General features: G+C 73.6%; 16 protein-coding genes and 1 pseudogene. 8 read left to right on the plus strand and 9 right to left on the minus strand.

Translation table 11 applies throughout. The features are described from left to right. Positions 1-50 precede the first annotated feature (50 nt). Together IE251_RS36475 and IE251_RS36480 are read right to left on the minus strand one after the other, a co-directional pair. The gene (locus IE251_RS36475; protein ID WP_189757226.1) at positions 51-2,453 is read right to left on the minus strand and encodes a M4 family metallopeptidase; all 2,403 of its coding nucleotides are present in this window, start codon (positions 2,451-2,453) and stop codon (positions 51-53) included. Next, positions 2,450-2,602, minus strand: a complete 153-nt coding sequence (locus IE251_RS36480) for a hypothetical protein (protein ID WP_189757227.1) — start codon at positions 2,600-2,602, stop codon at positions 2,450-2,452. Before IE251_RS36480 ends, IE251_RS36475 begins: the two co-directional genes overlap by 4 nt. A gap of 131 nt (positions 2,603-2,733) precedes the next feature. Here IE251_RS36480 and IE251_RS36485 point away from each other — a divergent pair. After that, a pseudogene (locus tag IE251_RS36485) lies at positions 2,734-3,577 on the plus strand (SAM-dependent methyltransferase). Positions 3,578-3,640: 63 nt separating this feature from the next. Here IE251_RS36485 and IE251_RS36490 read toward each other — a convergent pair. Further along, positions 3,641-4,108, minus strand: coding sequence for a winged helix DNA-binding protein (locus IE251_RS36490; protein WP_189757228.1), 468 nt, complete (start codon positions 4,106-4,108; stop codon positions 3,641-3,643). Positions 4,109-4,272: 164 nt separating this feature from the next. Here IE251_RS36490 and IE251_RS36495 point away from each other — a divergent pair, with 164 nt between their 5' ends. The 4 genes from IE251_RS36495 to IE251_RS36510 all read left to right on the plus strand — a co-directional run bounded on the left by IE251_RS36495 (position 4,273) and on the right by IE251_RS36510 (position 8,130). Then, positions 4,273-5,790 carry a metallophosphoesterase family protein gene (locus tag IE251_RS36495; RefSeq protein WP_189757229.1) on the plus strand — a complete coding sequence of 506 codons (1,518 nt, stop codon included), beginning with the start codon at positions 4,273-4,275 and terminating at the stop codon, positions 5,788-5,790. A 66-nt stretch (positions 5,791-5,856) separates the two neighbouring features. Further along, the gene (locus IE251_RS36500; RefSeq protein ID WP_189757230.1) at positions 5,857-6,903 is read left to right on the plus strand and encodes an LLM class flavin-dependent oxidoreductase; all 1,047 of its coding nucleotides are present in this window, start codon (positions 5,857-5,859) and stop codon (positions 6,901-6,903) included. 69 nt (positions 6,904-6,972) lie between these two features. Then, a complete protein-coding gene (locus IE251_RS36505) occupies positions 6,973-7,593 on the plus strand; it encodes a DNA polymerase ligase N-terminal domain-containing protein (protein WP_189757231.1) in 621 nt (206 codons plus the stop codon). 102 nt (positions 7,594-7,695) lie between these two features. Then, entirely contained in the window at positions 7,696-8,130 is a 435-nt protein-coding gene (locus tag IE251_RS36510) for a cupin domain-containing protein (RefSeq protein WP_189757232.1), read from the plus strand. A gap of 7 nt (positions 8,131-8,137) precedes the next feature. On the opposite strand, the gene IE251_RS36515 is transcribed toward IE251_RS36510, so the two are convergent. The 5 genes from IE251_RS36515 to IE251_RS36535 form a co-directional block, all read right to left on the minus strand. After that, a complete protein-coding gene (locus IE251_RS36515; protein ID WP_189757233.1) occupies positions 8,138-8,605 on the minus strand; it encodes a peroxiredoxin in 468 nt (155 codons plus the stop codon). Beyond that, positions 8,602-8,982, minus strand: coding sequence for a DoxX family protein (locus tag IE251_RS36520; protein ID WP_189757234.1), 381 nt, complete (start codon positions 8,980-8,982; stop codon positions 8,602-8,604). Before IE251_RS36520 ends, IE251_RS36515 begins: the two co-directional genes overlap by 4 nt. A gap of 421 nt (positions 8,983-9,403) precedes the next feature. Then, the gene (locus IE251_RS36525; RefSeq protein ID WP_189757235.1) at positions 9,404-9,829 is read right to left on the minus strand and encodes an ATP-binding protein; all 426 of its coding nucleotides are present in this window, start codon (positions 9,827-9,829) and stop codon (positions 9,404-9,406) included. Between the two features lie 144 nt (positions 9,830-9,973). Then, on the minus strand, positions 9,974-11,089 hold the full coding sequence (locus IE251_RS36530) for a tryptophan 7-halogenase (RefSeq protein WP_189757236.1): 1,116 nt from the start codon (positions 11,087-11,089) through the stop codon (positions 9,974-9,976). Continuing rightward, complete coding sequence (locus IE251_RS36535; protein ID WP_189757237.1) at positions 11,086-13,098, minus strand: LodA/GoxA family CTQ-dependent oxidase; 2,013 nt, start codon at positions 13,096-13,098, stop codon at positions 11,086-11,088. Before IE251_RS36535 ends, IE251_RS36530 begins: the two co-directional genes overlap by 4 nt. A 228-nt stretch (positions 13,099-13,326) precedes the next feature. On the opposite strand from IE251_RS36535, the gene IE251_RS36540 reads away from it, so the two are divergent. Together IE251_RS36540 and glpK are read left to right on the plus strand one after the other, a co-directional pair. After that, entirely contained in the window at positions 13,327-14,094 is a 768-nt protein-coding gene (locus tag IE251_RS36540) for an IclR family transcriptional regulator (RefSeq protein WP_189757238.1), read from the plus strand. A gap of 44 nt (positions 14,095-14,138) precedes the next feature. Then, positions 14,139-15,653 (plus strand): glycerol kinase GlpK, encoded by a 1,515-nt coding sequence (glpK, locus tag IE251_RS36545; protein WP_189757239.1) that lies wholly within the window; start codon positions 14,139-14,141, stop codon positions 15,651-15,653. 52 nt (positions 15,654-15,705) lie between these two features. On the opposite strand, the gene IE251_RS36550 is transcribed toward glpK, so the two are convergent. After that, positions 15,706-16,398 carry a TetR/AcrR family transcriptional regulator gene (locus IE251_RS36550; RefSeq protein ID WP_189757240.1) on the minus strand — a complete coding sequence of 231 codons (693 nt, stop codon included), beginning with the start codon at positions 16,396-16,398 and terminating at the stop codon, positions 15,706-15,708. Between the two features lie 240 nt (positions 16,399-16,638). Here IE251_RS36550 and IE251_RS36555 point away from each other — a divergent pair, with 240 nt between their 5' ends. Then, positions 16,639-18,108, plus strand: a complete 1,470-nt coding sequence (locus tag IE251_RS36555; RefSeq protein WP_189757241.1) for an MFS transporter — start codon at positions 16,639-16,641, stop codon at positions 18,106-18,108. The last annotated feature ends 13 nt before the right edge of the window (positions 18,109-18,121 follow it).

Raw genomic sequence — 18,121 nt, forward strand, 5'->3', positions numbered from 1 at the left:
GGTCCCGCACCCGGTGCGCCGGGTGCGGGACCGCGAGCGGTGTCACATGATCAGCCGGTCGTCAGGGCGGTGTCGTCCACGACGAAGCTGGTCTGGAGGCCGGAGTCCTCCACGCCGTTGAACTTCAGCGTGACCGTGGAGCCCGCCAGCGAGGACAGGTCGAAGGTCTTCTGGCTGTAGCCGGAGGCCGCATCGAGGTTCGAGTAGGTGGCGAGGGTCTTCGAACCGGCGGTCACCGTCAGCTTGTCGTACTGGGTGCTGGTGGTGGTCTCGTCGGTGTCGATGTGCAGGTAGAAGGTCAGGGTCGCCTTGCAGCCCGCCGGGACGGCCACCGACTGCGACAGCGTGTCGGTGTGCGTGGAGCCGTAGCCGTTCAGCCACGCCTTGTAGGAGCCGCCGTGGGCCGGCTGGCCGCTGTCGGTGGTGATGACGCCGCTGGTCGAGGTCCAGCCGGTGCTGCCGGACTCGAAGCCGGGGTTGGCCAGCAACTGCTTGGCGGAGCAGCCCCCGCCGGTCGCGCTGACCGTCCAGGCGAAGGTGGCGGTGCCGGTCGCGCCGGTGGAGTCGGTCACCGTGACGGTGGTGTTGTAGCTGCCCGCCGTGGTGGGCGTGCCGGAGATCAGGCCGGTGGAGGCGTTGACCGACAGGCCGGAGGGCAGGCCGGAGGCGCTGTAGGTCAGCGCGCCCGCGTTGGTGCTGCTCGCCTGGATCTGGAGGTTCACGGCGGTGCCGACGGTGGCGGACTGGCTGCCGGGGTTGGTCACCGTCACCCCGCTGGTGGGCGGGTTGATGTGGCCGCCGACGCCGATGCCGGCGAAGGCGTTGCCCACCGCGGCGTACTGGGCGGAGTTGGTGCCGTACAGCGCGGCGGCGGCGTTGAGCGCGGCGGTGCGGGCCCCGGCGTAGTTGGTGCTGGACGTCATGTACGTCGTCAGCGCCTTGTACCAGATCTTCAGCGCGGCGTCGCGGCCGATGCCGGTGACGGCGACGCCGTCGGACGTCGGGCTGTTGTAGGTCACGCCGTTGATGACCTTGGTGCCGCTGCCCTCGGACAGCAGGTAGAACATGTGGTTCGCCGGGCCGGAGGAGTAGTGGACGTCCAGGCCGCCGAGCCCGGAGTACCAACTGTCCTTGGAACCGCCGTCCTTGCTCGGCTTGTCCATGTAACGCAGCGGCGAGCCGTCGCCGTTGATGTCGATCTTCTCGCCGATGAGGTAGTCGCCGACGTCCTTGGAGTTGTTGGCGTAGAACTCCACGCCGGTGCCGAAGATATCGGAGGTGGCCTCGTTCAGGCCGCCCGATTCACCGCTGTACTCCAGGCCCGCGGTGTTGGAGGTGACGCCGTGGCTCATCTCGTGTCCGGCCACGTCCAGCGAGGTCAGGGCGTGGGTGTTGCCGGAGCCGTCGCCGTAGGTCATGCAGAAGCAGCTGTCGTCCCAGAAGGCGTTGACGTAACCGCTGCTGTAGTGGACGCGGCTGTAGGCGGCGACGCCGTCGTTGCGGATGCCGCTGCGGCCGAAGGTGTTCTTGTAGAAGTCCCAGGTCTCCTGGGCGCCGTAGGCGGCGTCGGCGCCCGCGGTCTGGGTGTTGGAGCCGGTGCCGTCGCCCCAGACGTCGTCGGCGTCGGTCATCAGGGTGCCGGTGCCGGAGGTGCCCCGGTTGAGGCTGTAGGTCTTGTGACCGCCGCGCGTGGTGTCGTACAGCTGGTACGTCGAGCCCGACAGCGTGGTGTTCAGGGTGACGGTGCCGCTGTACTGGGTGTTGCCGGTGCCGGTCTTGACCGCCTGGAAGCGGTACAGCTCCTTGCCGGTGGTGGCGTCGGTGATGACGTGCAGCCGACTCGGGGTGCCGTCGTCCTGGAGGCCGCCGATCACCGTCTCCCAGGCGAGCGTCGGGGTGCCGGCGCCGGCCCAGATCACCTTGCGGGCGCTGTCCGTGGTGGGCTTGTCCGCGGCCAGCGCCTTCGCGGCCTTCAGCGCCTTGGTCTCGGCGGTGGCCTTGGTGACGGTGGCGGTGGTGGAGGGCACCTTGATCGTGCGCTTGGTGTTGAAGGTGGTGCTCACGGTCCCCTTGGCCAGCGAGGCGGGCGGGGTGTGCACGACGAGGTCGCCGCCGAGGACGGGCAGGCCGTCGTAGGTGCGCTCGTAACGGGTGTGCAGGGTGCCGTCGTTGTCCTTGACGACGTCCTTGACGACCAGCTTCTCCCGCGTGCCGAGGCCGAGGGTGCGGGCGGTGTCGGCGGTCTTCGCCCGGGCGCTCTCGACCAGGGCCTGGTGCTGGGCCGGGCTGAGCGCGGCCTCCAGTCCGCCGGTGCGCAGCGGGCTGGGGTGGGGGGTGGCCGGGGCCGCGGTCGCCGGGAGGGCCTGGAGGCCGACGGCGAGGAACGCCGCGGTGGACAGCAGGGCGGCCGCCGCCGTGGCGCGCTTGTGGGGAAGGGGTCTGTGGGGTCTCACTCGTACTCCTCCTGCTGCGGCCGCCGGTCGGCGGCCGGTGAGGTGATCGACGGGCAGCGGGTTCTGCTGTCCGGGTGAGCTGAGCCGTGCGGTGCCGTGATCCGTGAACCGGTGGGGTGGATCGGCGTGCGCAGGGAGAATGACAGCATTGACCGAGCCATGTCACCTCTGGCCGGGTCAATCGAGGGTTTTCCCTATCGGCCGATGACGGCGAACCGGGAGGTGAGCGGCCGGTGCCGGGGCGTAGGTCGGGCACGGGCCGGTCCAGGCCCCTGGGGGAATGCCGTGGCCGGAATCGGGCCCCGGAGGAGAGAAGGACACCGCTGATGCCCCGTCCGCGTCGCACCCGGCGATCGACACCTTGGTGCCGCATTCGGCCCGCAGCTGGAACCACTGGCTCGGCGGGAAGGACGACTACCCGGTCGACGAGGCGGCCGGCGACGCGTACACCGCCGTCTTCCCCGGCATCGTCACCATCGCCCGCGGCAGCCGTGCCTTCCTGCGCCGCGCCATCACCCATCTCGTCACCGAGGCGGGCATCCGGCAGTTCCGGGACATCGGCACCGGCCTGCCGACCGCCGAGAACACCCACGAGGTCGCCCAGCGGCTCGCCCCCGAGGCGCGGATCGTCTACGTCGACAACGATCCGATGGTGCTCGCTCACGCCCGGGCGCTGCTGTACTCCTCCCCCGAGGGCGCGACCGCCTGCATCGACGCCGATGTGACGGACCCGGACCGCATACTCGCGATCGCCGCCGGGACGCTGGACCTCACCCGGCCCACCGGGCTCATCCTCAGCAACATCCTCGGCCACGTCGCCGACGACGACCAGGCCCGCTCCATCGTGGACCGGCTGATGGGCGCGCTGCCGTCGGGCAGTCACCTCTGTGTCGACGATCGGGTCGCTCGGCATCGCCCCGGTCTTCGAACAGGCCCAGGACGCCTACGACAACAGCGGCGCGGTCCCGTACAACCTGCGTACCGTGGAGGCGATCACCTCGTTCTTCGACGGCCTGGAGCTGGTCGAGCCCGGCGTCGTGCCGGTCGCCCGGTGGCGTCCCGAGCCCGGTGCGCCCGCCCCGGAGACCGTCGCCGAGCACGGCGGCCTCGCCCGCAAGCCGTGACCGCCGCACCGGTGGCGACGCACTCCTCCGAGCTCTTCGGGCAGGGCCCCACTCGCCGCCCGCCTAGCGCGCCACGCCGCCGGTGTTGCGGATCATCCGCTGGAGGACCTTCACGGTGGTGACGTAGTCGGCGTCGGAGATGCCCTGGTGGATGCGGTCGCGGATCGTGGGGGCGTGGCGTTTGAGGGTGGCGCGGGCCTCGTCCCCGGCCGGGGTGATCCACAGCCGCCCGTCGCCGTCGCGGGTGAGCCAGCCGCGCTCCAGCAGGGTCTCGGCCTCGGCCGCCAGGTCGTCCTCGGGCCTGAGGTAGGTGCTCATGGCCTGCCGGAGTTCGGCGAGGGTCATCCCGTGGCCGTCGGGCGAGAGGTCGTGCTCCGACAGGTTGCGCAGCAGCCAGTACGCGGGCTGGGTGAAGCCCAGTTCGGCCTGCCGGGCACGGGTGAAGGCGATGAGGGCCTCGTAGGCGACCCCGGTCCAGTACGCGGCCGGCTCGGCGGCGAGTTGGGCGTCGGTGCGGGGCTGAGCGGTCACGGCGGTACCTCCTGCGGACGATCGCTGACCTGGGCACCGTAGAACCTCGACCACGCTTGAGATCAAGGCCGGCCGGTGGCACGGCCGAACCGGGCGCGGCCCCGCGGGTGTTGGGCGGGACCCGGCATCCCGGCGCCGATCGGCGCGTTGTTACCGTGCACCGCGTGTCTGACTCCTCACGCGATACCGCACAGGGCGCCGGCTGGGGCGCGGCCCGGCCCGGCACCTACCGGCGGCTGATGCCGGACCACGTCGAGCAGTTGTCGTGGCTGAACCCCAGGATCCTGTGGGCCGCCCGCAACGGCGTGCTCGCGTCCTGGTTCGGCGACCCGACCGGCCGTACCCGCAGCCGCTGGGTGGCCCGGCGGGCGGAAGCCGGGGCACCGGCCGACAAGGTGATCCGGCGGGACGTACCGGAGTCGTTCTCCTTCATGGTCATCGGGGACACCGGCGAGGGAGGCGAGTCCCAATATGCCGTCGTGCCGGGTTTCCTGAGGGCGAGTCAGGGCACCGACTTCGCCGTGATCGCCAGCGATGTCATCTACCCCGTCGGCGGCGCCGACGACTACGGCGACAAGTTCTTCCGGCCCTACCAGGACTACCCGGGGCCGATCTACGCGATACCGGGCAACCACGACTGGTACGAGGATCTCGGCGCCTTCATGCGGGTCTTCTGTGCCGACACCCCGCCGCCGGCCCCCGAGCCCCGGCCCCGCCCGCTGACCCGCGCCTGGCTGCGCTCCCTGCTGTGGCACCGGGCGCGCCCCGCCGACGAGCAACGGCTCGCCGCCGCACGGGCGTTGCGGTCGGCGCCGGGTCAGCGGGCCGAACAGCCGGGCCCGTACTGGGCGATCGACGCGGGGCCGATACGGATCGTCGGCATCGACACCGGCCTGCTGGGCACCGTCGACGCCGAACAGGGCGCCTGGCTGCGGGAGGTGTCCCGGGGCCCCAGGCCGAAGATCCTCGTCACCGGCTCGCCGCTGTACGTCGACGGCGAGCACCACCCGTGCCCCATCGAGGGCGGCGGCACGGTCGACGACATCGTCCGGGCCCCGGAGCACCACTATGTGGCCGCGATCGGCGGCGACATCCACAACTACCAGCGCTATCCGGTGACGGTGGGCGGCCGCACCATCCAGTACGTCGTGGCGGGCGGCGGCGGGGCGTTCACGCACGCCACGCACACCATCCCGCGGGTGTCGGTAGGCGGCGTCACCGAACGCGACTTCCGCTGCTACCCGCTGCGCGGCGACTCGCTCGCCTTCTACAGCCGCCTGTACGGCCGCCGGCTGCGGCTGCGCCGCTTCTTCCGGCTGACCGAGGCGGAGGCGGCGGCCGTCGTCGCCGAACGGCTCGGCATCGAACCGGCCCGCGCCCCGGGCCCCGGCGTCCGGGTCACCCGCCGCACCCGGCTGGTCGCGGGCCTGCTCGGCACCGGCCGCCGCCCGGACCGTCCCGCCCGGTTCCGGCTGCCCGTGCGCAAGATCTACACCCAGTTGTTCTCGCCGTCCTCCGTCACCCACAGCCCGCCGTTCTTCAAGTGCTTCCTGCGGCTGGACGTCACGGCGGACGCCGTGCGGCTGCGCTGCTTCGCCGCGACGGGCAACCTCGCGCAGGAACTCGATCCGCCCGTCGAGGACGAGGTCGTGATCCCGCTGCCGGCGGCCCGGGCGGATTGATCACACGGTTGTCACACTCGCCTGCCAGAATCGGGGCGGAGCCGACACACGACCGCAGGAGGAGCCGTGCCGCCCACCTCTCGCCCGCTGCGCAAGCTGGGCTTCCTGACCATCGGCCTGTTCGACGCGGCGGACCCCGGGCGGGGCCACGAGTCCACGCTGCGCATCATCGAGCTGGGCGAGCAGCTGGGCTTCGACAGCGCCTGGGTCCGCCACCGGCATCTGCAGTACGGCATCTCGTCCCCGGTCGCGGTCCTGGCCGCCGCCTCGCAGCGCACCCGGCGGATCCAGCTGGGCACCGCGGTGACACCGCTCGGCTGGGAGAACCCGCTGCGGCTCGCCGAGGACCTGGCGACGGTCGACGTGCTGTCCGGCGGCCGGCTCAACCCGGGCGTCAGCGTGGGCCCGCCGACGCACTACGACCAGGTCAAGGACGCCCTCTACCCGGACACCGCCGACGCGGAGGACTTCGGTTACGAGCGGGTGCGGCGGCTGCTGGACCTGGTGCGCGGCAAGCCCGTCACCGACTTCAGCGGGACGGAGGGGTTCGAAGTCTTCTCCGACATCGTCCAGCCCCACTCCCCCGGGCTGGGGCGGCGGATGTGGTACGGCGGCGGCAGCCTGCGCTCGGCGCGCTGGGCGGGCGAGCACGGCATGAACTTCCTGACCAGCAGCGTGGTGAAGGTGGAGGACACCGAGGCCCCCGGGGGCACGGACGGGCCGCCCGACTTCGCCGCGATCCAGGCGTCCCTCATCCGGGAGTTCCGGGCCCACCACCCCGACGGCGAGGCGGCCCGGGTCTCCCACGGGCTGGTGGTGATCCCGACCGACTCCGCGAGCCCCGCGCAGCGCGCCAAGTACGCGGAGTACGCGGCCCGGCGGCTGCCCCGCACGGCCTCCCCGCAGGGCCCGGCACGGCACCTGTTCGCGCCGGACCTGGTCGGCACCTCGGCGGAGCTGGCCGAGCGGCTGTACGCGCACGCCGCCTTCCGCGAGGCCGACGAGGTGGCGTTCGCCCTGCCGTTCACCTTCGAGTACGAGGACTACGTACAGATCCTGACGGACATGGCGACGAAGCTCGGACCGGCCCTCGGGTGGCGGCCCGCCGGGTGACCCGGGCATCGGCGGCGGGCGCCGTGGGTACCCGGGGCGCCTGGGCCGGACGCGCGGAAGGAGCCACGGGTGACGGCTGAGGACCGGCTGCGGACGTACCGCGGCAAGCGCGACTTCGGGCGGACCGGCGAGCCGTCGGGGCGGGCGACGGCGGACGGGGGCGGCGGGCCCCGTTTCGTGGTGCAGATCCACGACGCGCGCCGGATGCACTTCGACTTCCGGCTCCAGGTCGGCGACGTGCTGAAGTCCTGGTCCGTCCCCAAGGGCCCGTCCGCCGACCCGGCCGACAAGCGGCTGGCGGTGCCCACCGAGGACCATCCGCTGGAGTACGAGGACTTCGAGGGGGTCATCCCGAAGGGCGAGTACGGCGGCGGCACGGTGATCGTGTGGGACCACGGGACGTACGAGCCGCTCAGCCACGACCGCCGGGGGCGCCCGGTGGACTTCGCGGAGTCCCTGGAACGCGGGCACGCCACCTTCCGGCTGCACGGCGCCAAGCTGCACGGCGAGTACGCCCTCACCCGGTTCCGCGAGGGCGGCGCGGACGGGGAGGAGGCATGGCTGCTGGTGCGCAAGGGGCCGGCCCGGCCGGGGCACGGCACGCCCGATCCCCGGCGGGCCCGCTCGGTGCGCACCGGCCGCACGCTGGCCCAGGTGGCCGCCGGCACCGGCGGGGACGGAGCCCCGTAGCGCGGCAGGGTACCCCGCGACCATTCGGATGCGAGGATTCCGCCCCAAATGCCGCTTTGCGATACGTTTGCGGCGGTACCCGCCCGCGCCCCGGAGGCTCGCATGCGCACCGCACTCCGTACCGCCGTGACCGGCGTCGTCACCGTCGCCGCCCTCATGACCTGCGGCTCCGCCGGGGCCACCCCGCCGGGGCCCGGCCTCACGTCCCGGCTCATCGCCCAGACCACGATCGACGGCACCGACTACATCCTGCGGGAGGCCACGATCCCGCCCGGTCAGGCCACCGGCTGGCACTACCACGACGGCCCGGTGTACGGCGTGGTGCGGCGGGGCACCCTCAGCCACTTCGATGCCACGTGCCGGTCGGACGGCGTGTACGGCCCCGGCGGGACGTTCCGGGAACAGGCCGGCCCCGGCTACGTCCACATCGGCCGCAATCTGGGCGACACGCCGGTGGTCCTGGAGCTGCTGTACGTGCTGCCGCACGGCTCCCCGCTCTTCGAGGACGCCCCGAACCCGGGCTGCCCGTTCCAGTGACCCCCGCTCAGCCCTGCCGGGCGCGGAGGACGGCGAGGGCCCGGTCGGCGTGGGTGCTCATGCGCAGCTCGCTGCGGACCACCTCCAGGACGGTACGGTCCTCGGCGATCACGAAGGTGACGCGCTTGGTCGGGGCCAGGGAGAAGCCGCGCCGGACGCCGAACCGCTCGCGGACCGTGCCGTCGGCGTCGGAGAGCAGCGGCATGCCGAGCCGGTGCCGGTCGGTGAACTCCCGCTGCCTGTCGACGGCGTCCCCGCTGATGCCGACGGGCCGGGCGCCGACGGCCGCGAACTCGGCGGCCAGGTCCCGGAAGTGGCACGCCTCGGCGGTGCAGCCGGGGGTGAGGGCGGCGGGGTAGAAGAAGAGCACGACGGGCCCGTCGGCCAGCAGTCCGGTGAGCCGGCGGATGGTCCCCGTCTCGTCGGGCAGGGCGAAGTCCTCCGCGGTGTCCCCGACCGCGAGGGGCCTGGTCACGACCGCCCCTTTCCGTCGCGGGCCACGCCGCGCGCCCACAGCACCAGGGGCACCTGGAGGGGCAGCCGGGCCAGGGCCGCAGTCCGCAGCGGGGCCGGCCGGTTGCGCCAGTCCACGGCCATCCGCACGTTGGCCGGGAACACGCCGACGAAGAAGGCGGCCGCCGCCTTCGCGGCCGTCGCGCGGGTGCGGGGCGCGGCGATCCCGGCCGCGAGGGCCAGTTCCACGGCCCCGCTGCCGTAGGTCCAGGCCCGGGGCGGACCCGGCAGCGACCGCGGGACGATCGCGTCGAACTGCCGGGGTACGGCGAAGTGGGCGGCTCCCGCGGCGGCCAGCAGGCCGGCGAGCAGCAGGGGTGAGCGTTCGGACCGGGGCACGGTTCCTCCTGTGGTGGCCTGCCGCCGGATATTACTGGAGCGTAGGCCGGCTCGGGGTCCCGGCGCCGGATGGGCCGGGACGTGCAGACCAGGGCTCGCCGGGCCGGGTCGGCGGGCGGCGCGCAGGCCTCGCGGCCGATGAGCACGGGCGGGCGTGCCGCCCGCCGGCCGGCGGCGTGGGCCGCCCTGTGTGCGGGGAGCCGCGCGCGGACGCTCGGTGCGCTCAGTGAGGAGCTGCCGGTGCGTGTGGGGGGCGGCCGACCGTACTACGGCGCCGCGTGCCGCCCCTCCGTCGGAGGCCGTCCGGCCGACGTGGCGGCCGGGACCGGAAGCCCGGCCGAAGCCCTGTCTCAGACCGGTACCGACGCCCGGCCGGAACCTTGACTCAGACCGGGACCGGAGCCCGGCCCGAGCCCGTGCCTCAGGCCGCGACGAGCTCGGCCCAGCGGGTGACCCGCCCGGGGTGGACCCGTATGCCGTGGCGGGTCGCCAGGGCGTGGACGATCGCCTCGCCCCGGCCGTGCTCGTCCGGGTCGATCCCGGCGCGGGTCGCGCCCACGGCGGGGTCGGGTCCGGCGTCGGTGACCTCGACGCGCAGCGTGGCGGGGTGATCGCCGCGCAGCCAGGACAGCCGGAGTTCGGCCGGCGGCCGGGCGTGCACGATGGCGTTGGTGACCAGCTCCGACACCACGAGCAGCGAGTCCTCGACGATCTCCGGACACACGTTCCACTCGGCGAGGAGCGCCGCCGTCCGCCGGCGTACGGCGGAAACGGCACCGGCGACGGGCGGCACCGGGCACACGTGTTCATGTGCCGCCCGAAGCAGGGTATTGAGCTGGGCCACCATGTTCTCTCCCGATGTGCTGCCGGTCTCACGCGTCTGTCTCGGCGCCTTCCGGGCCTCAGAGCACCGTAGGGAGACAAATCGGGCGGGTCAATGAAGGGAGGTCGGCATTACCGAACGCCCCTCGTCCCGCCCTTGCCGGGCCGCTCACCGCAAGACGGTGGGCCCGGTGTGGCGGCGGTGCCAGAACGGCTGGTCGGGCCATCGCTGCTCGTAGCGGTAGAAGGTGTGGCGGTTGCGCAGGTAGGAGGTGCGGACGGCGTCGACGGCGCTGGTGTAGCGGGTCATCGCCGCCGGGTCTCCGGCCAGGTGGGCGTGGACGGCTTCGCCGGCCCGCATGCCGGTGTACAGGGCCGTGAGGATGCCTTGCGAGGACAGCGGGTCGAAGGCCGCGGCGGCGTCGCCGGCGGCGATCCAGCCGTCACCGTGCACGGTGTCGAGGTGGGTGGTGTGCGCGGGGGCCCGCCGGGGGACGGCCCGGGCCGGGAACGCGTGGGCGGCCGTACGGGCGGCGGTGTGCCGGGTGGCCGCCAGCCGGGCCCGGAAGGCCTCGGGGCCGTCGGCCCGCGCTCCTCGCAGGTCGGCGTCCGTGTAAAGGACGAGCAGGCGCCGGGCACCCGGCAGGGGCGCGGTGTACCACCAGCCGTCGGGGACGGACTCGACGAGGGTGGCGGTGTCGGGGCCGGGCGAGCCCTCGAGGACGAGGTGGAGGGCGACCAGACGGTCGAGGGTGCGGCGGCGGGCGCCGTGGGCGGTGGCGAGGGCGGCCCGGCGTCCGGTGGCGTCCACGAGCCACCGGCAGCGCACGGTCCGCCGCCGCGACCGCCCGCCGAGGGCGACGGTCCAGGTGCCGTCGCGGTGCCGGCGGACCGGTCGTACGAGGTCTCCGGGGGCGGTCTCGGCGCCGTGGGCCTCGGCGCAGCGGCGCAGCCTTCGGTCGAAGAGCGCGCGGTCCAGGTGCCAGCCGTGGCCGTGCGGGTCGTGGACGGCGTCGACGGCGGACAGCCGGGGCGAGCCCCAGGCGGACAGGGTGGTGTGGCAGGGCAGGTGGCCGGCGCCCGGGACGGCGTGGCCGGCGCCGAGGTCGCGCAGCAGGGTGCGGGCGACGGCGGGCAGTGCCTCGCCGACCGGGGGAGGTCCGCCGCCCGGGTCGGCGAGGAGGACCGAGCGGCCCGCCCGGGCGAGGGCGAGGGCGGCGGCCGCGCCCGCCGGTCCCCCGCCCGCCACGATCACGTCGTACCCGCCGCCTCGCCGGCCGGTCACTCGCCGCCGGTCCGCGATCCGTCGGCGGCGTCCTCGCCGAACGGGTCGATCTTGTCGATGTAGCCGACGGTGATGTCCTCCGGTGCCAGACCGGTGACCTCGGCGACGGCGGCGACGGACTCCCGGGCGGCGCCGAGGTCGGCGGCGACGGCCTCCGGTACGTGACGGGTGACCAGGTTGCGGTGCGGGGAGACGCCCGTGAGGTCGAAGCCGGGCTTGGACTCGACCTGGATGCGGGCGGGGAATCTGCCGTCGCCGACGGTGTAGGGGCGGGACTCGACGATGCCGAAGTGGTGCCATTCGCCGACCGCTTGGCGCAACTGCTCCTGGTAGGTGCCCTTCAGTCCGCGCAGCCAGGAGGCGCGCCGGGCGAACGCCGCCTCGCGCGGGTCGTCCACGTCCGCGTCCCGGTCGCCGGCCTCCTGGGCGGTGTGTCCCGGCTCCTTGTTGACGATCCGGTAGTCGTCCTCGGTCAGGACGTGGTTCGGCACCCGGGCGGGCCAGAAGGTGGGCAGATGGGGGTCGTACCGCGGTCCGAGGCCGGCGCCGGACTCGTACCCGGAGCGGCAGCTGGCGGTGTCGGCCTGCCAGGGGACGGCCATCCAGCGGGTCAGGTCGCCGGGGCCCTGGGACTGCAGGGGGCCGTCGGCGGCGAAGACGTCCTCCTGGGTGAGCGTCTCCCCGTAGGGCCGCTCCGGCAGGCCCGCCGGGCGGTGCCGGATGCGGAACGGTTCGGAGTACATCGAGCTGTGCCGGACCGGCCAGGTGACCTCGCAGCCGGGGTGGAAGGCGTCGGCGAGGCAGAAGTCGAGCGCGGCGCGGTCCAGCAGGCCGGGCTGGTCGGCCACCGGCGCCTCGTCGAGGCGGCGGGGGAAGCCGGGCCAGGGCGTGGTGCGGAAGTCGCCCTCCGCCCACCGCTGGAGCATGGTCAGCTGGGTGTTGGACAGTTCCATGTACTGGAGGGGGGACTTGGGCCGGCTGGACATGCCGTCGCCGTAGAACCACGGCCATGTCATCGGGGACAGTCCGTCGCGGGTGTGGTCCCGCATGGAGGTGAACACCTGGCGGCGCAGTTCGCGGTGGGTCGCGGAGGGACTGGCCAGGCGGCGCAGCAGGCCGGGCGCCGTGAAGTCCTCGGGGCCGCCGAAGCCGAAGTGGGTGGCGAAGCCCTGGTTGACCCACTGGAGTTCGCAGAACCGGCGCAGGATCGGCTCGATGTCGCGGTCGAACAGGAGCGGTTCGGGGGCGGTGAGCATCTCCTCCTGGACGAAGAGATCGTGGAGCAGGTCGTACAGGGTGCGCGGACTCTTCACGTCGGGCGCGTAGTTGGGCGGGGCCACGACCACCCAGGCGGGCTCGACGGGGACGGCGCGCCCCTCGAGGGTGAGGGTGGCGGTGACCGGGCCGTCGGAGATGTCGTCGCACCAGCCGTCGTTGTTGCCGAAGGAAAGCAGTGGTTCACCGAACGGCGCGGCGGAGTGGCCCTTGCCGCCGAGGACGACCAGGCGGCCCTCGTCGTCGGCGTGCATGGAGCCGAGGGGCACGTCGAGCGTGCCGAGGAAGCGGCCGCCGGTGAAGGGGACGGTGCCGCCGGTGGCGGCGTCCAGCACCTTGCGGCCCGGGTCGATGACCAGCCGGCCGCGGTCGGTGACGCCCTTGTTGCGCCGGGGCACGCTCTTCCCGGCCATGTCGGGGATGTCCAGCGCGAGGCGGAACTCGTACCAGGCGGCCTTCTTGTTGGCCACGTGCACCGCCCACTCGATGCTCACCCGCGGGTCGGCCACCGTCAGTTCCCGTACGACCGTCCCGTCCGCGGTGTAGCCGTAGACGCGGAACCGGGCCGCCTGCCGTTTGACGGCCCCGGTGTCGTCCTTGCAGGAGCCCACCGGGGCGGGCTCCGGCGAGGGGGTCTCGGGGCCGTGGAACCAGCCGTCCCGCTGTTCGCTGTTGCCCACGCGGGCGACGCCTATGGCGGGGTGGATCTTGGCATACGCGATGTCGTCGGCCATGAGGCCACACCTCTTCCGTGCACGGCGGGGGAGGAAGGGAAAGGGAAAGGGCGGAGCGGCAAGGGCGCCGGAGCCGCGCACGGTGTGCCCGCGCATACGCCCCGCGGTTCCCAAGGTCACCGCCCGGATCCGGCCCTGCCACCCGGAAACGCCGTACGAGGGACGGCACGGGGCCGGGTCCCACCGCCCCGCGGGGCGAAGCCTCCCCGGCGGTAATAGGCTCGCCTCATGGCCGGACCGGTCCAGTCGATCGAGCGGGCGGCGGCGATTCTGCGGCTGCTCGCCGGCGGGCCCCGCCGACTCGGGCTCGGCGAGGTGGCGGCCTCGCTCGGGCTGGCGAAGGGCACCGCCCACGGCATCCTGCGCACGCTCCAGCACGTGGACTTCGTGGAGCAGGACACGACGACCGGGAAATACCAGCTGGGGGCCGCCCTGCTGCACCTGGGCACCAGCTACCTGGACGTCAACGAACTGCGCTCACGCTCCCTGAACTGGGCCGACGCCCTGGCCGCCCGCAGCGGGGAGGCGGTGCGTCTGGGCACCCCGCTGGAGGGCAGGGTCCTCGTCGTCCACCATGTGTTCCGGCCGGACGACAGCTTCCAGACCCTGGACGTGGGCACGCTGCTGCCGCTGCACGCCTCCTCGCTCGGCAAGGTGCTGCTGGCCTTCGGCACGGCGACGGCCGAACCGGACGGGGGGCCGGGGCTGGAGGCGTACACCCGGCACACCCTGGTCGATCCCGAGCGGCTCGCCCGGGCGCTCGCCGCGGTCCGGGAGGCCGGCTGGGCGGCCGAGATCCAGGAGATGAGCATGGGCGAGGCCGGGATCGCCGCGCCGATCCGGGGGCACGGCGGCCTGGTCGTGGGCGCCATCGGGCTGTCCGGGCCGGTGGAGCGGATCTGCGACGGCCAGGGCCGGCCCCGCCCCGCGCTGGTCAGCCTGATCCGCGAGGCCGCCCGGGCGATCTCCAGAGACCTGGGAGCCGCCCGCTGGTAGGCCGGGACGGCCGCCCGCGGATCCGTCGGAAGGCAGACCCGATCATGGGTGAACGGTATGTGATGTCGGTCGATCAGGGCACCAACTCGACCCGCTGCATCCTCTTCGACCACCGGGGGCGGCTGGTGTCGGTCGCGCAGCGGGAGCACCGGCAGCACTTCCCGCGGCCCGGCTGGGTGGAACACGACGCCGTCGAGATCTGGCAGAACCTGCGCCGGGTGGTGCCCGAGGCCCTGTCCGCCGCCGGCATCGACCAGGCGCGGGTCGCCGCGATCGGACTGGCCAACCAGCGGGAGACCACGGTGCTCTGGGACCGGCGGACCGGCGCCCCGCTGGGCCGGGCGATCGTCTGGCAGGACACCCGTACCGCGCCGCTGGTCGAGGACCTGCTGCGCGACCCCGGCGAGACGTTCTTCCTCGAGCGGTGCGCCCTGCCGCCCTCCACCTATTTCTCGGCGCTGCGGATCCGCTGGCTGTTCGACCACGTCAAGGGCGTCGAGCAGCGCGCCCGGGACGGCGAGGTGCTGTTCGGGACGATGGAGAGCTGGCTGCTGTGGAACCTCACCGGGGGCGCCGACGGCGGCCTGCACCTCACCGACGTCACCAACGCCGGCCGCACGATGCTGATGAACATCCGCACGCTCGCCTGGGACGACGAGCTGCTGGACTTCTTCGGTGTGCCCCGTGCGATGCTGCCCGAGATCCGCCCCTGCGCCGAGCGGTACGGCGAGACGCGCGCGCTGCTGCCCGGCGTCCCCCTCACCGCCGCCCTCGGCGACCAGCAGGCCGCGCTGTTCGGCCAGACCTGCTTCTCCCCCGGCGAGGCCAAGTGCACCTACGGCACCGGCGGCTTCCTGCTGCTCAACACCGGCGACGAGGTCGTACGGTCCCGGCACGGGCTGCTGACGACCGTCGCCTACAAGATCGGGGACCAGCCCCCGGCCTACGCCCTGGAGGGGTCGATCGCGGTCACCGGCGCGCTCGTCCAGTGGTTCCGCGACCGCCTGGGCCTGATCGGCAGCGCCCCGGAGATCGAGACCCTCGCGCGCACGGTCGAGGACAACGGCGGCTGCTACATCGTCCCCGCCTTCTCGGGCCTGTTCGCGCCGCACTGGCGCAGCGACGCGCGCGGGGTCATCGTCGGCCTCACCTCGTACATCACCAAGGGGCACCTGGCGCGGGCGGTGCTGGAGGCCACGGGGTGGCAGACCCGGGAGGTCGTGGACGCGATGAACGCCGACTTCCCGGTCCCCCTGCCGCAGCTCAGGGTGGACGGCGGCATGACCTCGGACAACCTGCTCATGCAGTTCGTGGCCGATGTGCTCGGCGTGCCCGTGGTACGGCCCATGGTCGCCGAGACGGTCTCCCTCGGCGCCGCCTACGCGGCCGGCCTCGCCGCGGGCTACTGGCCCGGCCTGGAGGTGCTGCGCCGCAACTGGCACCGGGCCGCGCAGTGGCTGCCCGGCATGGACCCCGAACGGCGGGAGGCGGAGTACGACAACTGGAAGCGGGCCGTCGAACGGTCCCTGGGCTGGGCCGGACCACCGCGCACCCGCTGACCCCCGCCGTCACCCGTCATGCCGGGCAGCCGCCCCCGGTCCGCGGGTTCCCTCACTCCGGGAAGCGCCCTTGCTCCGGGTGGCTCTCCGGCGCCGCCGTCCGCGCGCTGACCGGTGCCAGCCACAGGCCCACGATCGCGTCGGCGAGTCCGGTCGCGGCCGCGCTCCAGGTGGCGTGCGGGGTGGGGGCGGACTCGGCCAGGGCCCGCTCGCGCTCGGCGCACGTGTGCAGGATCAGCAGCCGGACCATCTGACCGCGTTCGGCGCGGACCTCCGGCGGCAGGTCCGGCAGGGTGCGGTTCAGGCCCTCGACCGCCTCGCGCAGCGCCGGCGAGGCCAGGGACTCCTCGACCATGATCTCGTGCAGCACCGGGTCGGTCATCACCTGCGCGCAGAACCGGGCGTACCAGGTGGGGCTGCCGAGTCCGGCCAGGTGCTCGGTGACCGGGCGGACCAGGCAGTCGACCCAGTCACGCACGTCCGTGGAGCCCGTGGCCTCCTTCAGGGCCCACTCCCGCAGGGTCTCGATGTGCCGGGTGTGCCGCCGGGCGACCGCGCGGACCAGGTCGGCCTTGGTGCCGAAGTGGTAGCCGACCGCGGCGTTGTTGCCCTGGCCGGCGGCCTCGCTGACCTGGCGGTTGGAGACGGCGTACACGCCGTGCTCGGCGAACAGCCGTTCCGCCGCGGTCAGGATCGCCTCCCGCGTCGCGTTCACCTGCTCGGTCCGCGCCGTCCTGCGCGCCATGCTCACCACCGCTCCGGGACGTGCGCCACCCCGGGGGCGGTCCGTCCCGCACTCCGCCCCACGGGTCCTCGGCCGGGGCGGGCGAGGTCCAGCCGGTTCCCAGCCTACGGCGCTCGGGACGCCTCCCCGGACACGGGCCCGCGTCCGGGCTGGCTAAAGTAAGTCAAGCAGTTGACTTAACACTGGCCGCGCCGCTGCCCGTTCCTTCGTCTCGTTTCTCGTTCCCCGGAAGGTCCCTTCATGCCCGACGCCCCTGCCCGGCTCGCCGAGGCCGGCCGTTCCGCCCCGTCCCGGCCGGGTGCCGTGGTCACGGTGCTGGCCCTGGCCGGCATCACCGTGTCGCTGATGCAGACACTGGTGATCCCGATCGTGCCCGAGCTGCCCGGCTATCTGCACGCCTCGCCGTCCGACGCCGCCTGGGCGGTGACCGCCACCCTGCTGGCCGCCGCCGTCGCCACCCCGGTGGCCGGCCGGCTCGGCGACATGTTCGGCAAGCGGCGCCTGCTGCTGGTCAGCCTGGTCCTGCTGGTGGCCGGCTCGACGGTGTGCGCGCTCAGCGACCGGCTGGTGCCGATGATCGCCGGCCGGGCGCTGCAGGGCCTGGCCTCCGCCGTGGTCCCGCTCGGCATCAGCATCATGCGGGACGAGCTGCCGCCGGAGAAGCTGGCCGGTTCCACCGCGCTGATGAGCGCCTCGCTCGGGGTCGGCGGTGCCCTGGGGCTGCCCGCGGCGGCGTTCATCGCCGACCACTACGACTGGCACGTGCTGTTCTGGACCTCCGCGAGCCTCGGCGTCGTCGCGGCCGTGCTGGTGCTGGGCCTGGTACCGGAGTCCGGGGTGCGCACCGGCGGCCGGTTCGACCTGGCCGGCGCGCTGGGCATAGCCGTCGGGCTGGTCGCGCTGCTGCTCGCCGTCTCCAAGGGCGCCGACTGGGGCTGGGGCAGCGGCACCACCCTGGGCCTGTTCGCGCTCGCCGTCGTGGTCCTGGTGGCCTGGGGCTTCTTCGAGCTGCGCACGGCCCGGCCGCTGGTCGACCTGCGCACCACGGCCCGCCGCCAGGTGCTGTTCACCAACCTGGCCTCGATCGCGTTCGGCTTCTCCATGTTCGCGATGGCGCTCGTCCTGCCGCAGCTGCTCCAGCTGCCCACGCAGACGGGCTACGGCCTGGGCAGGTCCATGCTCGCCGCCGGCCTGGTCCTGGCCCCGCAGGGCCTGGTGATGATGGCCACGGCCCCGCTGTCCGCCCTGATCACCAAGTCGCGGGGCCCGAAGACCACGCTGATGACCGGCGCGCTGATCGTCGCCGCCGGGTACGGGCTGAACATCGCGATGATGAGCGAGATCTGGCATCTGGTGCTGGTCTCCAGCGTGATCGGCGCGGGCGTCGGCTTCGCCTACGGCGCCATGCCGGCGCTGATCATGGGCGCGGTCCCGCCCTCGGAGACGGCCGCCGCGAACAGCCTCAACACGCTGATGCGGTCCATCGGCACGTCCGTGGCCAGCGCCGTGGCGGGCGTGATCCTGGCCCAGATGACGACCAGTCTCGGCGGGTACACGCTGCCGTCCGAGAACGCCTTCAAGGCGGTCATGGCACTCGGCGCGGGCGCGGCGACCCTCGCCTTCCTGCTCGCCGGATTCCTCCCCCGGCACCGCCCGGTCGACACCCCGGCCACGACGACCACCGAGGCATCGACCGAGCCGGTGGGCTGAGACGGGGACGCGT

This window comes from Streptomyces eurythermus, assembly GCF_014649115.1.
Lineage (GTDB): Bacteria > Actinomycetota > Actinomycetes > Streptomycetales > Streptomycetaceae > Streptomyces > Streptomyces eurythermus.

What these genes read in the sequence shown, in the direction of transcription:
- IE251_RS36480 (WP_189757227.1), bottom strand. Translation starts at nt 2,602, where the DNA reads ATGCTGTCATTCTCCCTGCGCACGCCGATCCACCCCACCGGTTCACGG.
- IE251_RS36510 (WP_189757232.1), top strand. Translation starts at nt 7,696, where the DNA reads ATGCGCACCGCACTCCGTACCGCCGTGACCGGCGTCGTCACCGTCGCC.
- IE251_RS36525 (WP_189757235.1), bottom strand. Translation starts at nt 9,829, where the DNA reads ATGGTGGCCCAGCTCAATACCCTGCTTCGGGCGGCACATGAACACGTG.
- IE251_RS36535 (WP_189757237.1), bottom strand. Translation starts at nt 13,098, where the DNA reads ATGGCCGACGACATCGCGTATGCCAAGATCCACCCCGCCATAGGCGTC.
- IE251_RS36540 (WP_189757238.1), top strand. Translation starts at nt 13,327, where the DNA reads ATGGCCGGACCGGTCCAGTCGATCGAGCGGGCGGCGGCGATTCTGCGG.
- glpK (WP_189757239.1), top strand. Translation starts at nt 14,139, where the DNA reads ATGGGTGAACGGTATGTGATGTCGGTCGATCAGGGCACCAACTCGACC.
- IE251_RS36550 (WP_189757240.1), bottom strand. Translation starts at nt 16,398, where the DNA reads ATGGCGCGCAGGACGGCGCGGACCGAGCAGGTGAACGCGACGCGGGAG.
- IE251_RS36555 (WP_189757241.1), top strand. Translation starts at nt 16,639, where the DNA reads ATGCCCGACGCCCCTGCCCGGCTCGCCGAGGCCGGCCGTTCCGCCCCG.